This is a genomic window from Mycobacterium sp. IDUB_17 (genome assembly GCF_055419465.1).
The window spans coordinates 488,603-507,436 of sequence record NZ_JBVAXS010000005.1; the positions used below are offsets into that span (position 1 = coordinate 488,603).

Below are 18,834 nucleotides of genomic sequence, written 5' to 3' on the forward strand. Positions count from 1 at the left end.
AGAGTTACTTCAGTTAGGGCAGGCTTTGCTTATCGTCAGGAGGTCGTTGTGGACGCCGTGAGTCGCACGACTACGCAGACCATGCACGCAGTGGCGGCCGAACCGCTGCACCAGGGGTTCTTCGCGCACGCGCAGGTCGCGCCCGACGACATCGCGGTGACCGGACCGACAACCCGCTGGACCTACGGGCAACTGCGTGAGCAGGCGCTGTCGGTATCCGGCGCGCTCGCGGTGGCCGGGGTGCGCGTCGGAGACCGGGTCGCCGTTGTGGGGCCCACCGGGCTGGACACCGTGATCGCCACGCTGGGAATCCTGGCGGCAGGCGGCGTCTGTGTCCTGATCGACACCGCCGAGCCGGCCGAGCCCGTCCTCGACCACACGGGCGTACGCATGGCGTTGTTCACGGGAGACGGACCGCCCAACTGGCTGCCCGCGCTCACCGTCTCCGAGGCGCTGCGGATCGGCGCCCGGGCATGTGACGTCAGCCCGGTGCACTCCGGGCCGGCCGATCCCGCATTCCTGGGATCGGTCGATGACAGCGGGTACGCGGTGGTGACGCACGCTGCCGCTCGCGACGCGGTCGTGGAACTCATCGGCCGGCTCGGCGTCAGCGGCGATGACCGTATCGGCGCGTTCGCGGCTGCCGGTGCTGCGGCTCCGATCCTGATGGTGCTGGTGGCACTGACCGCGGGCGCAGGCATCGTCGTCGCCGACGATGCGCCGCGCCGCAACCTCGAGCGGGGGATGAATGGCTTCGCCCTCGCCGTGCGGCATCGGGATGCGGTGGCCGCTCTCGACACCGCTGTGCCGTCGTGACGCCGCCGGATACCCAGATCACTGTCAAACCCTGGGTCAAGCGCTATCCAGGGTCTCAAAGTTCAACAGCCACACTGATTTTCCCGCACGCCGGCGGAGCGGCAGTGGCCTACCGCGGATTCGGGATGGCGCTGGCCGCGGCCGGATCCGACGCCTACGTCATGCAATACCCGCAACGCGGCGACCGGCTGTCGCATCCGGCCGCACCTACGGTGGGCGATCTCGCCAAAGATCTGTTCGACGCGGCTGATTGGGCCGGCATCGGATCGATCCGGCTGTTCGGGCACTGCATGGGCGCCGTGGTTGCCTTCGAATTCGCGCGGATCGCAGAACGCAACGGTGTGGCGATCGACGCCCTCTGGGTGTCGGCCAGCGAGGCGCCGTCGGCCGTGGCGGCCGCGCCCGCACTGCCGATGGCCGAGTCCGAGATCCTCGCCGAGATGGTCGATCTCGGCGGCACCGATGAGGCGCTGCTCGCCGACGAGGATTTCGTCGAACTGCTGCTGATGGCGGTGCGGGCCGACTACGCGGCGTTCAACCGGTACTCGTGTGAGGCCGACGTGACGATCGCCTCCGACATCTATGCCCTTGGTGGCGACCGCGACCACCGCATCAGCGAGGACATGTTGCGGCGCTGGGAATCTCACACCGGCGGGGCCTTCACGTGCTCGACGTTCGACGGCGGACATTTCTATCTCAACACCCAACTCGAGGATGTGGCGGAGCTGGTCAATGAGCTCTAGCCACCAGCTTCCCGGGCTGGACGCCGTCGATCCGGTGGTGATCGTGGGGATGGCGCTGGAGGCTCCCGGCGGGATCGACACCGCCGACGGCTACTGGTCTCTGCTGACCGAGCAACGTGAAGCGCTCGGCGGCTTTCCCACCGATCGGGGCTGGTCGGTGCGCGAGCTGTTCGACGGCTCCCGCCGTGACGGATTCAAGCGGATTCACGACCTCGGCGGGTTCCTTTCCAGCGCAGCGGTGTTCGATCCCGCGTTCTTCGGCATCTCACCGCGTGAGGCGGTGGCGATGGATCCGCAGCAACGCGTCGGACTGCGCATCGCATGGCGCGCACTGGAGAATAGCGGCATCAACCCCGACGACCTGGCCGGGCACGATGTGGGCTGCTACGTCGGTGCGTCGGGCCTGGAGTACGGGCCGGCACTGTCGCAGTTCTCCCACCACAGCGGTCATCTGATCACCGGTACCTCGCTGGGCGTCATTTCCGGCCGGATCGCCTACACGCTGGATCTGTGCGGCCCGGCGCTGACCATCGACACCTCGTGTTCGTCGGCGTTGACCGCGTTTCACACCGCCGTGGCCGCGGTATGGGCGGGGGATTGCGACATGGCGCTGACCGGAGGTGTCTGCGTGATGGGCACACCCGGGTACTTCGTCGAGTTCTCCAAACAGCACGCGTTGTCCGACGACGGGCACTGCCGGCCCTACAGCGCACACGCGAGCGGGACAGTGTGGGCCGAGGGGGCGGCGATGTTCGTCCTGCAACGCCGATCCGCGGCCCTACGGAACGGTCGGCGCATCCTGGCCGAGGTGCGCGCCACCGCGGTGAACCAGGACGGCAAGACCACCGGTCTGACCGCGCCCAGCGGCGGCGCCCAGCAGCGGTTGTTCGCCAAGGCGATCGAGCAGGCCGGAGTGCGACCGGAGGACGTCGGCATGATCGAAGGCCACGGCACGGGCACCCGCCTCGGCGACCGCACCGAATTACGTTCGCTGGCACAGACATACGGGGCGACTGCCCCGGGTGGCGGCGCCATGCTGGGGTCGGTGAAATCGAACGTCGGTCACTCGCAGGCCGCCGCGGGCGGGCTTGGCCTGGCCAAGGTCATCCTGGCCGCCGGGCATGCGTCCATCCCCGCCACCTTGCACGTCGACGAGGTCAGCCGGGAGATCGACTGGGACAAACAGGGTTTGCGGTTGGCCACCAAGCTGACCCATTGGCCGGCTGTCGACGGGCAGCGCATCGGTGCGGTCTCGGCCTTCGGGATGAGCGGCACCAACGCCCACGCGATCATCTCGGTTCCCGAGGCCGCAGCATGACCGAAGTCGACGCCCTGCCCGACGGGCGCATACCTGTCCTGCTCAGCGCGCACGCCGAGGACCTGATCGGCACCGATGCCGCCGCCATCCTGCGCTATCTGGATGCGCGTCCCGGGGTGAGCGCCGCCGACGTCGCCGCCACCGTGGCGTCCACGCGGCGTCTGCGTCGTCACCGCGCTGCCGTGCGGGCGGCCGACCGTGACGAACTCGCGGCGGGTCTGCGTGCACTGGCCGAGGACGCCGATCATCCGCTGGTCACCCGGGCGCAGGGCGGGTCTGCGGCAGCGGGTTCGAGTGCGCGCATCGCGTTCGTGTTCCCGGGCCAGGGCAGCCAGTGGCCCTCGATGGGTGTGCAGGCCTATGACCGGCTTCCGGTCTACCGGGCCGAGGTAGACGAGTGTGCGGCCGAGTTCAACGCTGCCGGCGCGGCCTCCCCGCTGGATTACCTACTGGCCGAGCCGGATTCGGGTGCGGTCACCAACGATTTTTCCCAGGTGCAGATTCAGGGCGCCCAGTTCGTCCACGGTGTGGCGCTGGCGGCGGTCTGGCGTTCCTGCGGTGTGCTGCCCGATATCACCGTGGGCCACAGTCTGGGTGAGATCGGGGCGGCCTACGTGGCCGGCAGCATCAGCCTGCCGGAGGCGGTGGCCGTGGTGGTCGCCCGCGCGACCGTGCTCGACCGGTTGACGGGTCCCTACCGGGTCGCGGTGCTCGGGATCACCCCCGACGAAGCGTCGAAAGTGGTGGCCGAGACACCGGGCTGGCTCGAACTGTCGGTGGTGAACTCACGGTCATCGGTCGCGGTGTCGGGGGAAACCGATGCGGTGGCGGCTGCCGTGGCCGCTGTCGCCGGCCGCGGATCGTTCGCCAAGGAAATCGAGATGTGGTTCCCGGCGCACACCACCGCGCTCGACGCGGCCCGCGCCGAGCTCGAATCGATGCTTCCCGCAGCTCAATTCAGTGAGTCGCCGGTGCAGTTCATCGGCTCGGCCACCGCTGACGTGGTCGAGGCCGGTACCGGTTTCGCCGACTACTGGTACACGAATCTTCGCAGCACCGTGCGCTTCGACCGGGCCATCGAGACGGCAGCCCGGCGCGGGGCCCGGATCTTCGTGGAACTCTCCGCACATCCGGCGCTGCTGTTCGCCATGGGGGATCTGCTCGACGACGCGGCCGAACTCACCGGCCCTCCGGTGGTGATGGTCGGGTCGGGCCGGCGCGACGAACCGATCACCGAGCGGCTCAGTGCCAACATCGTCTCGGTGACCATGGCCGACACCGGCTACCGCTGGGACGACCTCCCGAACCACGGCGCCACATCGCTTCGCGATTTCCCGTTCGCGCCGATGCGGGCCGAACATCTCTGGGCGACACCGCAACCGCTGCCTGCGGTCGCCGGCGTGACGGTGGGTGTGGAGTACTGGGAGAAGGTGTCCCCGCTCAACGCACCGGCCGGGCCGCGCCGCGTCGCGGTGCTGGACCTGGCGGCCGGGCAGGGACCGGCGGCCGCACTGAACCGGGCGATCGAGGAGATCACCGAAACCACCGCTGCCGCCCCTGCCGACGCCGACCTGCTGGTCGTGGTGGCGCCGGTGTCAGACGAAGCCGACACCGTGACTGCGGCAGAAACCTTGAGCCGCCGCATCGATGACGGCCTGCTCGGCTATGTCGAGGCGATCGCCGCCGAGACCCGCGACGTGTGGCTGGTCACCGTCGGTGGCGAGCAGGTCTCCGACGAGGACTCGCCGCGGCCCGAGGCCGCCGCCCTGGCCGCGATGCACCGCAGCCTGGGCTACGAACATCCGGACCAGACGTTCCGGCACCTGGACCTGCCGCCCACAACCCTCGGCGCGGCCTCCGCCGCCGCCATCACCGCCATGCTCAGCACCGCGAGCGATATCGCACTGCGGGACACCGGTTCCGGGCCAACCCTCTGGCAGCGGGGGATGCGCGACGACACCTCGGACGTCCGGTCCTGGACCTCGGAGTCCGGGATCTTCGACGAGGTAGTCGTCACCGGCGGAGCCGGTGCGGTGGGCCTGCACTATGCCCGTCACCTGGCCGAGCAGGGGGCGCGGCGCATCGTGTTGCTCAGCCGCAGCGGGCTGGAAGATCAGCAGGTCGCCGCACTGGCGGCCGGGAGGACCGAGATCGTCGCGCCCCGATGCGATCTCACCGACCCGGCACAGATCGCCGCAACCATCGCCGAGCTGGCGATCGGCCCGGCATCGCTGGTGATTCACGCGGCCGCATCCGCCAACGTCGCCCCCGGCGGCGAGCTGACCGGCGCGACGGTGCGGGATACCTTCGCGGCCAAGGTGAGCGGGCTGGCCAACCTGGCGGCCGCCTGGCCGCTGCGCCCGGACGCTCGGATCGTGTTGTGCTCTTCGGTATCCGGCCTATGGGGCGGATACGGCCACGCCGCCTACTCGGCCGCCAACCGGCTGCTGGACGCGCTCGGCGGGCAGCTGCGGGCCGAGGGCCGGCACTGCACCGCGGTGCGGTGGGGACTGTGGCCCGGCGACGGCATCATCGACGCGGCTGAGGTCGGTAAGGTCGAACGGTCCGGGCTGCGAGCCATGCCGGCCGACCTTGCGGTCGAGGCCGGGCTGCGCGACTACCCGGCCGATCCGCTGGTGTTCACCGCCGACGCCAACCGGCTGCGGACGTTCCTCGGCGACACCGAAGAACGGTCCGTTGCGGCCGCCGGGGACACCCCCGAGACGGCGGACAGCGGTGCGGCTGATGCCACGGGCGCGATGCGGCTCGCACTGGGGTCCGTGTTGAAGCTCGCCGACACCACCGCACTGGATTTCGACATGTCGTTGCTGGATCTCGGTGTCGATTCACTGTTGGCAATCGACCTGCGCAAGAAGCTCAAGAAGGCCACCGGACGATCAGTGCCGCTGGCCACCATCCTCGGTGGCGCCACCGCTGCCGAATTGATCGGGCATTTGGAAAGACCTGAAAAGGAAGCATTTTCGCGTGACTGACATGGTTAGTGCCGACTCGGCAGCCCCCCGCACTTCCGACGCGCGTCTGGAGCTGATGCGGCGCAGGCTTGCCGAACGAGGCCTGGCGGCGTCGGGTACCGAACCCGGGCAGGCGGTCTCGGGCTCCGAAGGCGCACCGGTCGATCCGACCGTGCTCACGGACGGGCAGCGCCGGATGTGGTTCGTGCAGGGATTCGACCCGAGCGGGGTACTGCTCAACATCTGCCTGTCCTACCGGCTCAGTGGGGTGATCGACGCCGAGGGGCTGCACGATGCCCTGAATGCGGTGGCACGTCGGCACCCGATCCTGCGCACCACGTATCGGGCCGACGAGAACGGCGAGCCCACCGCGACGGTCCACGGTGACCTGACCCCGGGCTGGGCGGTCCACGATCTGTCCGACAAATCCGAGCGGGCCCGCATGCTGCGGCTAGAGGTGCTGGCGCAGCGCGAGTTCGGCACGGCCTTCGATCTGAGCAGCGACTCCCCGCTACGGATCTCGCTGATCAAGACCGGGCCCGCTGAACACGTGATGCTGCTCGTCGCTCACCACATCGCCTGGGATGACGGATCGTGGCGGGTCTTCTTCACAGACTTGACCCGGGCTTATTCCGGGGCGCAGCTTGCCGAGACGCCGCGGGTGACGGTGGCCGCCGCCGGGGACGGCGGCGAGGACCTGGCGTACTGGCGGGAGGTGCTGGCGAACCCACCGGAGCCGCTGGAGTTGCCCGGTCCGTCGGGGTCGGTGGTTCCCAACGGTTTTCGGTCCCAGCGCAGCGCGGTGCGGTTGTCCGCCGAGACGGTTGCCCGCGTATCGGCGCTCGCCCGCGAAACCGGTGCCACGCCGTACATGGTCCTGCTGGCGGCCTTCGGCGCACTCATCCACCGCTACACCCATACCGACGATTTCCTGATCGCCACCCCGGTGCTCAACCGCGACACCGACGAAACCATCGGCTATTACGGCAACACCGTGGCGATGCGGCTGCGACCGCAGGGCTCGGCGGGGTTCCGGGATCTCGTCGCGTCCACCCGGGACACCGCCATCGGTGCCTTCACGCATCAACGGGTCAACCTCGACCGCGTGGTGGCCGAGCTCAACCCGGACCGACGCCACGGCGCCGAGCGGATGACCCGGGTGAGCTTCGGGTTCCGCGAGCCCGACGGTGGCGGTTTCGCCCCGCAGGGCGTGACGAGCGAGCGTGCCGACCTGCGCGGCCAACACACCCAGCTGCCACTGGGTTTCATGGTCGAACTCGACGCAGCCGGTGCGGTGGTGGAGGCCGAGCATCTCACCGAGGTGATGGATGCCGAGCTGGCCGCACAGATGCTGCGGCACTTCGTCGTGCTGCTGGACAGCGCGCTCGCCGAGCCCGACCGGCCACTGTCGCGGCTGGACCTGTTCACCCCCGAGGACGCCGAATGGGTGCGCGCGGTGTCCACCGGTGACCAGTTCGCGACGCCGGCCACCACGTTGACGGCGCTGGTCACCGAGCAGGCCGCCCGTACCCCCGACGCCGTCGCGGTGGTCTACGAGGGCCGCCACTACACCTATCGCGAGATCAACGAGTCGGCGAACCGGTTGGCGCACTGGCTGATCGGGCAGGGCATCGGTACCGAGGACCGGGTGGCGGTGCTCCTGGAGAAGTCGCCCGAACTGGTCATCACGGCGCTGGGCATCGTCAAGGCCGGTGCGGTGTACCTGCCGGTCGACCCGACCTATCCCGAGGACCGGCTCACCTACATTCTCGAGGACTCCGATCCGAAAATCGTTCTGCGCGAGCCGGTCGACGGCCTGGAGTACCATCCGGCCACTGATCCGACCGACGCCGAGCGGGTCCGGCCGCTGCGCCCGGACAACACCGCGTATCTGATCTACACGTCGGGATCCACCGGCCTGCCCAAGGGCGTGCCGGTGCCGCACCGGCCGATCGCGGAGTACTTCGTCTGGTTCGGCGGCGACTACCAGGTCACCGAGGACGAACGCCTGCTGCAGGTCGCCTCGCAGAGCTTCGACGTGTCGATCGGCGAGATCTTCGGCATGCTCGCCGCCGGTGCGCGCCTGGTGATCCCGAAGCCGGGCGGGCTGGGCGACATCGGATACCTCACCGATCTGCTGCGCGACGAAGGCATCACCTCGATGCACTTCGTCCCGTCACTGCTCGGGCTGTTCCTTTCCCTGCCCGGTGTCAACGAGTGGCGCACGCTGCAGCGCGTCCCGATCGGTGGCGAGGCGCTGCCCGGGGAGATCGCCGACAAGTTCCTCGCCACATTCGACTCCCTGCTGCACAACTTCTACGGCCCCACCGAAACGGTGCTCAACTGCACCCGTTACAAGGTCCAGGGCAAGCAGGGCGCACGGATCGTGCCGATCGGCACACCGAAGATCAACACCACGATCCACCTGCTCGACGATGCACTGCAGCCGGTTCCGGTCGGGGTGATCGGTGAGATCTACATCGGCGGAACGCATGTCGCACACGGCTATCACGATCGTCCACGCCTGACCGCGGAACGGTTCGTCGCCGATCCGTTCAATCCCGGCGGACGGATGTACCGGTCGGGTGACCTGGCCCGGCGCAACGCCGACGGTGACATCGAATTCGTCGGCCGGGCCGACGAGCAGGTCAAGATCCGTGGCTTCCGAATCGAACTGGGCGAGGTCTCCGCGGCCATCTCCGTCGACCCGTCGGTGGGGCAGGCCGTGGTGGTGGTCAGCGACCTGCCGTCGCTGGGCAAGAGCCTGGTCGCCTACATCACGCCGGCCGCCGACGCCGAACAGGTCGAGATCGACCGCATCCGGGCCAGGGTGACCGCCGCGCTGCCCGAGTACATGATTCCGGCGGCGTTCGTCGAGCTGGCCGAGATCCCGATCACCGCGCACGGCAAGATCGATCGCCGGGCCCTGCCGGAGCCGGAGATCCGCTCGGCCACCGAATTCCGCGCGCCGGAGACCGAAACCGAGCACGAGATCGTCGCACTGTTCGGCGAGTTGCTCGAGCGGGACGGCGTCGGCGCGGACGACTCGTTCTTCGATCTGGGCGGCCACTCGCTGCTGGCCACCAAACTGGTTGCCGCCGTTCGAGCCCGCTGCGGTGTCGAACTCGGCGTGGCTGATGTGTTCGAGAACGCCACGGTGGCGGGCCTGGCGGCCAAGGTCGACGAACTGCGCGCCTCGGGCGTCGGTGCCGGCCTACCTGCCATCGTGGCCACCACCCATGACGGCCCGGCACAGATGTCGGCGGCCCAGCACCGGCAGTGGTTCCAGTTCCGCATCGACGGACCCAACCCGGTCAACAACGTGCCCTTCGCCGCACGACTGACCGGACCCTGCGATGTCGAGGCACTGGCGACCGCGGTAAGCGATGTGGTCGCCCGCCACGAGATCCTGCGCACCACCTATCGCGAGATCGACGGTGTGCCTTACCAGGTCGTCCATCCCGCCGCTCCGGTCGTGGTGCGTCGTGCCGACGGGACGGGCGAGGATTGGGTGCAGGGCGAACTCGATGCCGAACGGCGGTACTGTTTCGACCTGGAGAACGAGTGGCCGGTCCGGGCCGCGATGCTGTCCACGCCCGATTCGCATGTCCTCTCGCTGATCGTGCACCACATCGCCGCCGACCACTGGTCGGGCACAGTGCTGTTCACCGACCTGCTGACCGCCTACCACGCCCGCCGGGCCGGACAGGCGCCCGAATGGGCGGCGCTGCCCGTGCAGTACGCCGACTTCGCGGCCTGGCAGGCCGAGGTGCTCTCGGGCGCAGAGGAGCGTGTCGAGGAACAACGCGCCTACTGGACAAAGCAATTGGCGGGGCTGTCGGGGGAGCCGGACGTCGAGAACGGCCTGCAGCCGGACTTTCCGAGGCCGCCGGTGCCGACCGGTGAGGGCAAGGCACTCGACTTCACCATCGACGCGGCACTGCGGGGCAAGCTCGTCGCGCTCAGCCGTGAACTCGAAGTCACCGAGTTCATGGTGTTGCAGGCAGCCGTCGCCATCGCCCTGCACAAGTCCGGTCAGGGCAGCGACATCGCGCTGGGCACCCCGGTCGCCGGGCGCACCGCGCCCGAACTCGACGCGCTGATCGGGTTCTTCATCAACATCGTGGTGCTGCGCAACGACCTGTCCGGCAACCCGACCCTGCGCGAGGTGCTGCGCCGCTCTCGTGACATGGCGCTGGCCGCCTACAAGCATCAGGACCTGCCGTTCGACCGGGTCGTCGACGCGGTGAGCCCGGTGCGTTCGCTGGCGCGCAACCCGCTGTTCGGAGTCGTGGTGCACGTACGTGAGGACCTGCCGGCCGAACAGGTCATCGACTCCGGTGCTGACGGTGAAACCCGTTTCACGGCACTGGAACCCACCTTCGATGTGGCCCACGCCGACCTGTCGCTCAACTTCTTCGCCGAAGCCGGCGCCGGGTATCGGGCCACCGTCATCTACCGCACCGAGCTCTACGAGGCGGCCACCGCGCGGCGTCTCGTGGGCTGGCTGCACCGCATCGTCGAAGCTTTTGCCGGCGACGCCGACCAGACGGTGCGCGACATTGCGGTTCTCGACGCGGCCGAACGCGACCAGCTGGTCGATGACTGGAGCCGCAAGGCGGTACCGCCGGCCGGGCTGCCGCAGACCGAGGGCGCGGACCGCGTCTACCTGCTCGACGAGTGGCGTCAACCGGCGGCCATCGGTGTCACCGGGGACGTCTACTACGCCGGGGGCGCGGTGGACGAGGCCGCCCGGGCTGCCGCCGGGATTGCCGCACAGCGCTTCGCGCCCAACCCTTTTGGCGAGGGACAGCTGTACCGCACCGGGGACCGGGGCCGCTGGACCACCGACGGCCGGCTTGAGCCGATCATCACCGGTGAGCCCCGCCTGCAGGCCGCGCTGGAAGCGCTCGACGGCGTGGCGGTCGCGGCGACCCGGCATTGGGACGGCCGTGGCGCCATCACGTTGGCCGGCTACGTGGTGCTCGAGCCGGGAGTGACTGACACCGACACCTTCCTGGACAACGCACGGACCGCGCTGCCCGAGGAGTTCGCCGGTGCCGTGCTCACCGTGGTCGACGACATCGAACCCGCCACTCTGACCCGTCCGCGAGTCACCGCCTCAGCACCGTCCGAGCCGCCGGCCACCCCGACCGAGCACGCGCTGGCGGCGATGCTGGTGGACCTTCTCGGTGCCACCGACGTGGGGCGGTATGACGACTTCTTCACCCTCGGCGGCGACAGCATCCTGGCCGTGCAGCTCGCGGCGCGGGCGCGCGATGCCGGCATGGCGATGACAGCACGCATGGTGTTCGAACATCCCGGGCTGGCCGACCTGGCTGCCGCGATCGACGCGGCGGGCGACGGCGCTGCAGCGGCCGACGTGCGCCATGAGCCGATGTCCGCATCGGGCCTTTCGCCCGACGAACTGGCCGCGCTGACCGCGGGATGGGGCCAGGACCAGGGGATCTCGACATGACGACAACCGGAACGCCGCCCGGCGTCGAGGATGTCCTGGCGCTCAGCCCGCTGCAGCAGGGGCTGTATTCCCTGGCCGGGCTGACCGAGGGAGACGACGGCGCCGATCCGTACGTCATCGCGATGGCCGCCGACGTCGACGGGGCACTGGACGTCGAGCTCCTGAGGACCTGCGCCGAGGCGATGCTGGTGCGTCATCCGAACCTGCGGGCCAGCTTCTTCCAGGGAAATCTGAGCCGCCCGGTGGCGGTGGTCCCGTCCGCGATCGAATTGCCCTGGCGGCATGTGCAGACCGATGAAGCACAGGCGGTCACGCTGGAGGCCGACGAGCGCGCCCGGCGGTTCGACCTCGGACGCGGGCCGCTGATCCGTTTCCTGCTCATCGAAAAGCCGGGCCTGCATTGGCGTCTGGTGATCGTTGCCCATCACATCGCGATCGACGGCTGGTCGCTTCCGGTCTTCGTCGGCGAACTCCTGGCGCTCTACGGGGCCAAGGGCGACGTCACCGCGTTGCCGTCCACGGTGCGCCCGTATCGCGATTACATCGGCTGGCTGGCCGGGCGCGATCAGCAGGCCAGCCGGGCACGGTGGCAGGCCCATCTGTACGGCATGGATGCGCCCACCCTGCTGTCTCCGGTGCTGTCCGGGCGGGAAACCCAGCCGGGCCTGCCCGCGCGCACCGAGGTGAAGCTCGACGAACAGCAGTCCGCCGCGATCTTCGAGGCAGCCCGGCGTCGGGGCGTCACCGTCAACACCCTGTTCCAGATGGCCTGGGCGACAATCCTTTCAGTCTTCACCGACCGCACCGATGTGGTGTACGGCGTCACGGTGTCGGGGCGTCCGGACGAGCTGGCGGGCGTCGAGTCGATGGTCGGCCTGTTCATCAACACGGTGCCGCTGCGGGTCCGGGTCGACCCCAGCCTGCCGGTCGGCAGCCAGTGCCTTGCCCTGCAGCGCGAAGCCGCCGAACTGCGTGAGCACAGCTACCTCAGCCATACCGAGTTGCGTTCGCTCGGCGGCATCGGCGAGCTGTACGACACCCTGCTGGTCTACGAGAACTTCCCGCCCGGCGGGCTGGTCGGCAGCGACGAGTTCGATCTCGGCGGGGCGGTGCTGCGGCCGTCGGCGCTGGAGAGCCTGTCGCACTTCCCGGTCACCATCGCCGCACATCCGACCCACGGCCGGCTCACGGTGCTCGTCGAAACCCTCGACGGGGCACTGGGACTGCTCGATCCGCGTGCCCTGGGACTGCGGGTGCTGGCCGTCGTCCAACGGCTGTTGGACGGCTGGGAGCGTCCGCTGCGCGAGGTGGCCGTCACACTCGACGACGATCCGCGGCCGGCCGGGGCGCCAACCGTTGCCGGCGATGACCGGTTCCAGACGGGCTTTCACATCGCGTTCAGTGAGACCGCCGAGGAGCGGCTCGGTTCGGTGGCATTGAGTTGGGACGGGGGAGAACTCAGCTATCGCGAGCTTGACGATGCCGCCGATCGCCTGGCCGCCGAGCTGATCCGCCGTGGTGTGCGCGCGGAGACTCCGGTCCCCATCCGGTTGCGCCGGGGGCCCGACTACGTGGTGGCGATGCTCGCAGTGCTCAAGGCGGGCGCGATGATCGTGCCGCTGGATCCGGCCATGCCCGAGGAACGGGTTGCCGAGATCCTGCGCCAGATCGGCGCAGCCCGGCCCGCACAGCTCATCGTCGACGACGCGTTCCTGGCATCCGCCGGTTCCGAGCCGGACGCCGACTACCGGCCCGCGCGGGTTCGGCCCGGCCAGGCCGCCTACATCGTGTTCACGTCCGGGACCACCGGAAAGCCCAAGGGAGTCATCGGAACCCATCAGGCGCTGCGCGCCTATGCCGCGGATCACGCCCACCATGTGCTGCAGCCCGCGGCCAAGCGCCTCGGCCGCCCGTTGCGGGTGGCGCACGCCTGGTCGTTCACCTTCGATGCCGCCTGGCAGCCGTTGGCGGCGCTGCTCGACGGGCACACCGTGCACATCGTCTCCGACGAGGTGCAGCGCGACGCCGAGGCGCTGGTGGACACCATCGGGCGCTTCGCGATCGACATGATCGACACCACCCCGTCGATGTTCGCCTCGTTGCGCGCGGCCGGGCTGCTCAGCCGGGTGCCGTTGGCAGTGCTCGCGCTCGGCGGGGAGGCCATCGACAACGCCACCTGGCAGGGGATCCAGGCCGAGTGCGAGCGCACCTGGATGTCCGCGCACAACTGCTACGGCCCCACCGAGACCACGGTGGAAGCCGTCGTCGCGGCGATCGCCGACCACGAGCAACCGTGCATCGGTCGTCCCACGGATTCGACCGCGGCCTATGTGCTCGACGGCTGGCTGCGGCCGGTTCCCGACGGCGTGTACGGCGAACTGTATTTGGCCGGTGGCCAATTGACGCGCGGCTACCTCGGCCGGGCGGGGGAGACGGCAGGCCGGTTCGTCGCCGATCCATTCACGCCGGGTGCGCGTATGTACCGCACCGGTGACGTGGTGCGCCGCAACCCCCAATCGCGTGCCATCGAGTTTCTCGGTCGCAGCGACGACCAGGTCAAGATCCGCGGATTCCGCGTGGAGCCAGGAGAGGTGGCCGCGACACTGCACACCCATCCCGGGGTGCGGCATGCCCACGTGGCGGTACGTCAGCACCGCAGCGGGCCGCGACTGGTCGCGTACGTGGTCACCGATACCCACGTCGCCGAGTTGCGCCGGATGCTGACCGCCACCCTGCCAAGACATCTCGTGCCACACCACATCGTCGTCGTCGACGAGATCCCGCTGACCATCAACGGCAAGGTCGACGATGCCGCGCTGGCTTCGGTCGGCACCGGCGGCTCTGCTGAGGGCTCCGAGCATCCGGCCACCGAGACCGAGCGGGTGCTCGCCGAGGTGCTGGCCGAAGTCCTGGGAACTCCCGAGGGATCGGGTATCGACGTCACCGCCGACTTTCTCGATCTCGGGTTGGACAGCATCGTGGCCCTGTCGGTCGTGCAGGCCGTGCGGCGCCGCGGCGTGGCGCTGCGGGCCCGGTTGATGCTGGATTGCGCGACCGTTCGCGAACTCGGGGCCGCGATCGACTCCGACGCGGTCGCCGTCGAGCGCGGTGACAATGCGGCCGACGAAGGGGCGGGCCCGATCCCGTTGCTGCCCAACGGGCGGTGGCTCTACCAGTACGGCGATCCTCGCCGGCTCGCGCAGACCGAGGTGTTCCGGCTGCCCGCGGGCGTCACCCGCGCGCAGCTGGAAGCGCTGTTGCGCAATGTGATCGACGGGCACGAGGTGCTGCGCACCCGGCTGGACCGCGAGGCGCTGGCCTTGGTCGCGCACACACCGCGCGAGGTGCTGTCGGAAGCCACGGCCGACGGTGATCTCAACGCCGCGGTGGCCGAGCAGGCCGAGCTCTCGGTGCAGCGTATGGATCCCGAGAACGGATCGATGCTCGACGCGGTTTGGTTGCATCACCCACAGACTGACGGCGGTCTGCTGATCCTGACCGCCCACGTGCTGGCGCTGGACCCGGCATCGTGGCGGATCCTGGTGGGTGAACTCGAAAATGCTTGGCACGCATTGGCTTCCGGGCGTGATCCGATGCCGGTGCGAGAACACACCTCATTACGGCAGTGGTCCCGTCTACTCACCGATCGGGCGGCCGAACTCGATACGTGCGGTTTCTGGGAGCAGCAGTTCGAGGGCGACGATCCTGACATCGGCGCCCGCCGGATCGATTCCACCATCGACCGGATGGCCGACGTGACCATCGTGATGGCCTTCGCCGAGCCCGAGGTGACAGCCCGGCTGTTGAGCGGACCGGTCCCGGTGACCGAAGTGCTGGCCGCGGCAACGGCGCGCGCCCTGACCGATTGGCGTCGTCACCGAGGCCGGCCGACCCCGGCGCCGTTGCTGGCGCTGGAGACCCACGGCCGGTCGGATGCGGTGGTGTCAGATCATGACGAGGTCGATACCGGTGACACCGCCGGGCTGCTCAGCATGATCTACCCGTTGCGGCTCACCGCCGATGACGCCCACGGGGTGGCTGCGCAGGTGGCCGCGATCCCGGGCGACGCGATCGACTACGGGCTGCTGCGGTACCTGCGCGAGGACACCGCCGAACGGCTGGGAACGCATCGGGATCCGCAGGTGCTGCTCAACTACCTGGGTCGGATCGAGCTGGATGCATCTGATCACGCCCTGCTGCAGGACCGGTCGTTGCAGACGGGTGTGACTCCGGTGCCAGAACCGAATGTCGCTGTGCGTCATGAACTGACGATCATGGCCGCGGTGATCGACCGCGACGGGGAAGCCGTGCTCGGCACCCAGTGGCGGACCCTGCCCGACATTCTGTCCGCCGAGGACATCGCCACCCTGCAGGCGATGTGGCAGGACGCATTGCGAGAGGTGTTGCGAGAGGTGACCCAATGAGTGCCCCATCGGCCCCCACGCTGGCCGTAATCGGTGCCGGACCCAAGGCCATCTCGGTGGCCGCCAAGGCCGCCGAGTTGCGGGCGATGGGTGTGCCGGCTCCCGACGTCGTCGTCGTCGAGCGTGCCGGGGTGGCCGCCAACTGGCAGGCCGTCGGCGGCTGGACCGACGGCAATCATCGTCTCGGCACCGGGCCCGAGAAGGACGTCGGCTTCCCTTACCGATCGTCCCTCGTGTCGCGGCGCAACGCCGAGCTCGACGAGCGCATGACCCGGCACAGTTGGCAGGCCTACCTGATCGCCACCGGTGGATTCGCCGAGTGGGTGGACCGCGGCAGGCCCGCGCCGACCCACAAACGCTGGAGCCAGTATCTGGGCTGGGTGGCCGATGGCATCGGGATGAACGTGGTTTCCGGTGAGGTGGAAAAGATCTCAATCGACGCAGATGCGCGCCGGTGGGTTCTGCACACCGCCGAGGACACCGTCAGCGCCGACGGTCTGATGGTCACCGGGCCCGGTCAGGCCGAACGCTCGGTGCTGCCGGGCAACCCCCGGGTGATGTCGATCGCGCAGTTCTGGCATCAGGCCGGCAAGCACGAGCTCATCACCGCCGAGCGGGTGGCGGTGATCGGCGGTGGTGAGACCGCCGCGTCGATGCTCAACGAGCTGTTCCGCCACCGGGTTTCGACCATCACGGTGATCTCGCCGACAGTCACCCTGTTCACCCGAGGCGAGGGATTCTTCGAGAACACCCTGTTCTCCGATCCGACCGGATGGACCGGGCTCACCCTGGCCGAACGCCGGGATGCGTTGGCCCGCACCGATCGTGGCGTGTTCTCGGCGCGCGTTCAGGATGCGCTGCTGGCCGACGACCGGATCCGCCATCTCCGCGGCCGGGTCGCCCACGCGGTGGCCCGCGACGAGCGGATCCGGTTGACGCTGTCCACCAACACCGGGGGTGAAGCGGTCGAGACCGTGCACGGCTTCGATCTGGTGATCGACGGATCGGGCGCCGATGCGTTGTGGTTCGCCCCGTTGTTCAGCCAGGACGCCCTGGATCTGCTCGAGCTGGGTCTGGGCGGCCCGCTGACCGGTGACGCGCTACAGGAGCACATCGGCCACGACCTGGCGCTGACCGACGTCTTCCCCAAGTTGTTCCTTCCGGGGCTGGCCGGGCTCACCCAGGGCCCGGGCTTCCCGAACCTGAGCTGTCTTGGCCTGTTGTCCGACCGGGTGCTGGGTGCAGACCTGGCCCACCCCTCGATGAGGAGACTCGATGAGTTCCAATCCGTTCGATGACGAGAACGGCACGTTCTACGTACTGGTCAATGGCGAGGACCAGCACAGCCTGTGGCCGGCGTTCGCGGATGTGCCGGCCGGCTGGCGGGTGGCCTTCGGTGAGGCCGGCCGCGCCGAGTGCCTGAGCTACGTCGAGGCGAATTGGACCGATCTGCGGCCCAACAGCCTGCGTGAGGCAATGGCGAACTAGGGACAGCTGAGCGACGGCGGTTACGCCGGGCTGGGCGCGAGCGCGTCCATGTCGAACACCCGGGCATGCAGGATGGTGCGGTTCCGCAGCGCCGCGCGCACGGCCCGGTGCAGACCGTCTTCGAGGTAGATGTCGCCGCGCCACTTCACCGCGTGCGGGAACAGGTCGCCGTAGAACGTCGAGTCCTCGGACAACAGCCGGTCCAGGGCGAGCACCGTGGTGGTGGTGACCAGCTCGTCGAGGCGCAGCTGGCGCGGCGGAATGCGGGACCAGTCCCGGTAGGACAGACCGTGCTCCGGGTAGGGTTTGCCCTCCTGGACGCCTTTGAAGATCATCGCCGGCCCGCGTCCGTCGCAGTGTTCCGCGGTCTTGCCATCGGCATAGTTGCCCAGGCTAATACGTTCGCGGGTTATTGCCTGCGCCGGTATCGCTCGGCGCAATGATCCCCGGCGCTCGCCGCGAATCGGTAAACCCGCTGCTGATCAGTAAAATGAACCGAGCAATATAAACGCATCGCTGCTGCGAAGGGTAGGTGAACAGGTGGGGAGCGCCGACGAACGTCGTTTCGAGGTGTTGCGCGCCATCGTCGCCGACTTCGTGGCCACCAAGGAGCCCATCGGCTCCAAGACCCTCGTCGAGCGTCACAACCTGGGCGTGTCCAGCGCCACTGTCCGCAATGACATGGCGGTGCTGGAGGCCGAGGGTTACATCGCCCAGCCGCACACCAGCTCGGGCCGGGTGCCCACAGAGAAGGGCTACCGCGAGTTCGTCGACCGGATCGACAACGTCAAGCCGTTGTCCTCGTCGGAGCGCCGCGCGATCCTGTCCTTCCTGGAGTCCGGGGTCGACCTGGACGACGTGCTGCGGCGCGCGGTGCGGCTGCTCGCCCAGCTGACCCGACAGGTCGCGATCGTGCAGTACCCGACGCTGTCCACCTCGTCCGTCCGCCACCTTGAGGTGGTGGCGCTGACCCCGGCGCGGTTGCTGCTGGTGGTCATCACCGATTCGGGCCGGGTGGATCAGCGCATCGTGGAGCTCGGCGATGCCATCGACGAGCATGAGCTGTCGAAGTTGCGCGAGACGTTGGGGCAGGCGCTCGAAGGCAAGCCGATCACCGCCGCCTCGATCGCGGTGAGTGATCTGGCCTCACATCTCAACGGCCACGGTGCGCTGGCCGATGCGGTCGGGCGGTCGGCGACTGTCCTGGTCGAGACACTCGTTGAGCACACTGAGGAACGGCTGCTACTCGGCGGCACCGCCAACCTGACCCGGAACACCGCTGATTTCGGCGGATCGCTGCGGTCGGTGCTGGAGGCGCTGGAGGAGCAGGTGGTGGTGCTGCGGTTGTTGGCAGCCCAGCAGGAAGCGGGCAAGGTAACCGTGCGGATCGGTCACGAGACCGAGGCCGAACAGATGTTGGGTACGTCGGTGGTGAGCACGACGTACGGCAGTTCGGGCAAGGTGTACGGCGGAATGGGTGTGGTCGGTCCCACCCGAATGGACTACCCGGGGACCATCGCCAATGTTGCGGCAGTTGCTCTGTACATCGGCGAAGTCTTAGGTACTCGGTAATACAGCCGGGATACGTCCGGCA

10 protein-coding genes are annotated in these 18,834 nt (G+C 68.9%); 9 read left to right on the forward strand and 1 reads right to left on the reverse strand.

The window, feature by feature from the left end:
• The first annotated feature begins 48 nt into the window (after positions 1–48).
• The 8 genes from ACZYZ7_RS23195 to ACZYZ7_RS23230 are packed head-to-tail and all read left to right on the forward strand — an operon-like array spanning position 49 to position 17,240.
• Positions 49–816, forward strand: a complete 768-nt coding sequence (locus ACZYZ7_RS23195) for an AMP-binding protein (RefSeq protein ID WP_463741908.1) — start codon at positions 49–51, stop codon at positions 814–816.
• Positions 813–1,559, forward strand: a complete 747-nt coding sequence (locus tag ACZYZ7_RS23200; protein ID WP_463741909.1) for a thioesterase II family protein — start codon at positions 813–815, stop codon at positions 1,557–1,559. Before ACZYZ7_RS23195 ends, ACZYZ7_RS23200 begins: the two co-directional genes overlap by 4 nt.
• Positions 1,549–2,877, forward strand: a complete 1,329-nt coding sequence (locus ACZYZ7_RS23205) for a beta-ketoacyl [acyl carrier protein] synthase domain-containing protein (RefSeq protein ID WP_463741910.1) — start codon at positions 1,549–1,551, stop codon at positions 2,875–2,877. The genes ACZYZ7_RS23200 and ACZYZ7_RS23205 overlap by 11 nt, the downstream gene beginning before the upstream one ends.
• Entirely contained in the window at positions 2,874–5,870 is a 2,997-nt protein-coding gene (gene mbtD / locus ACZYZ7_RS23210) for a mycobactin polyketide synthase MbtD (RefSeq protein ID WP_463741911.1), read from the forward strand. The genes ACZYZ7_RS23205 and mbtD overlap by 4 nt, the downstream gene beginning before the upstream one ends.
• A 1-nt stretch (position 5,871) precedes the next feature.
• Positions 5,872–11,328: an amino acid adenylation domain-containing protein gene (locus tag ACZYZ7_RS23215; protein ID WP_463741948.1), complete on the forward strand. Its 5,457-nt coding sequence runs from the start codon at positions 5,872–5,874 to the stop codon at positions 11,326–11,328.
• A complete protein-coding gene (locus ACZYZ7_RS23220; RefSeq protein ID WP_463741912.1) occupies positions 11,325–15,752 on the forward strand; it encodes a non-ribosomal peptide synthetase in 4,428 nt (1,475 codons plus the stop codon). Before ACZYZ7_RS23215 ends, ACZYZ7_RS23220 begins: the two co-directional genes overlap by 4 nt.
• Entirely contained in the window at positions 15,749–17,050 is a 1,302-nt protein-coding gene (gene mbtG / locus ACZYZ7_RS23225; RefSeq protein WP_450072164.1) for an NADPH-dependent L-lysine N(6)-monooxygenase MbtG, read from the forward strand. Before ACZYZ7_RS23220 ends, mbtG begins: the two co-directional genes overlap by 4 nt.
• Entirely contained in the window at positions 17,028–17,240 is a 213-nt protein-coding gene (locus ACZYZ7_RS23230; protein ID WP_135456178.1) for an MbtH family protein, read from the forward strand. The genes mbtG and ACZYZ7_RS23230 overlap by 23 nt, the downstream gene beginning before the upstream one ends.
• Before the next feature lie 20 nt (positions 17,241–17,260).
• Here ACZYZ7_RS23230 and ACZYZ7_RS23235 read toward each other — a convergent pair whose 3' ends face one another.
• Positions 17,261–17,575: a type II toxin-antitoxin system VapB family antitoxin gene (locus ACZYZ7_RS23235; RefSeq protein WP_039322059.1), complete on the reverse strand. Its 315-nt coding sequence runs from the start codon at positions 17,573–17,575 to the stop codon at positions 17,261–17,263.
• A gap of 205 nt (positions 17,576–17,780) precedes the next feature.
• Between ACZYZ7_RS23235 and hrcA the strand changes: the two genes are divergently transcribed.
• Positions 17,781–18,812 (forward strand): heat-inducible transcriptional repressor HrcA, encoded by a 1,032-nt coding sequence (hrcA, locus tag ACZYZ7_RS23240; protein WP_135456175.1) that lies wholly within the window; start codon positions 17,781–17,783, stop codon positions 18,810–18,812.
• The last annotated feature ends 22 nt before the right edge of the window (positions 18,813–18,834 follow it).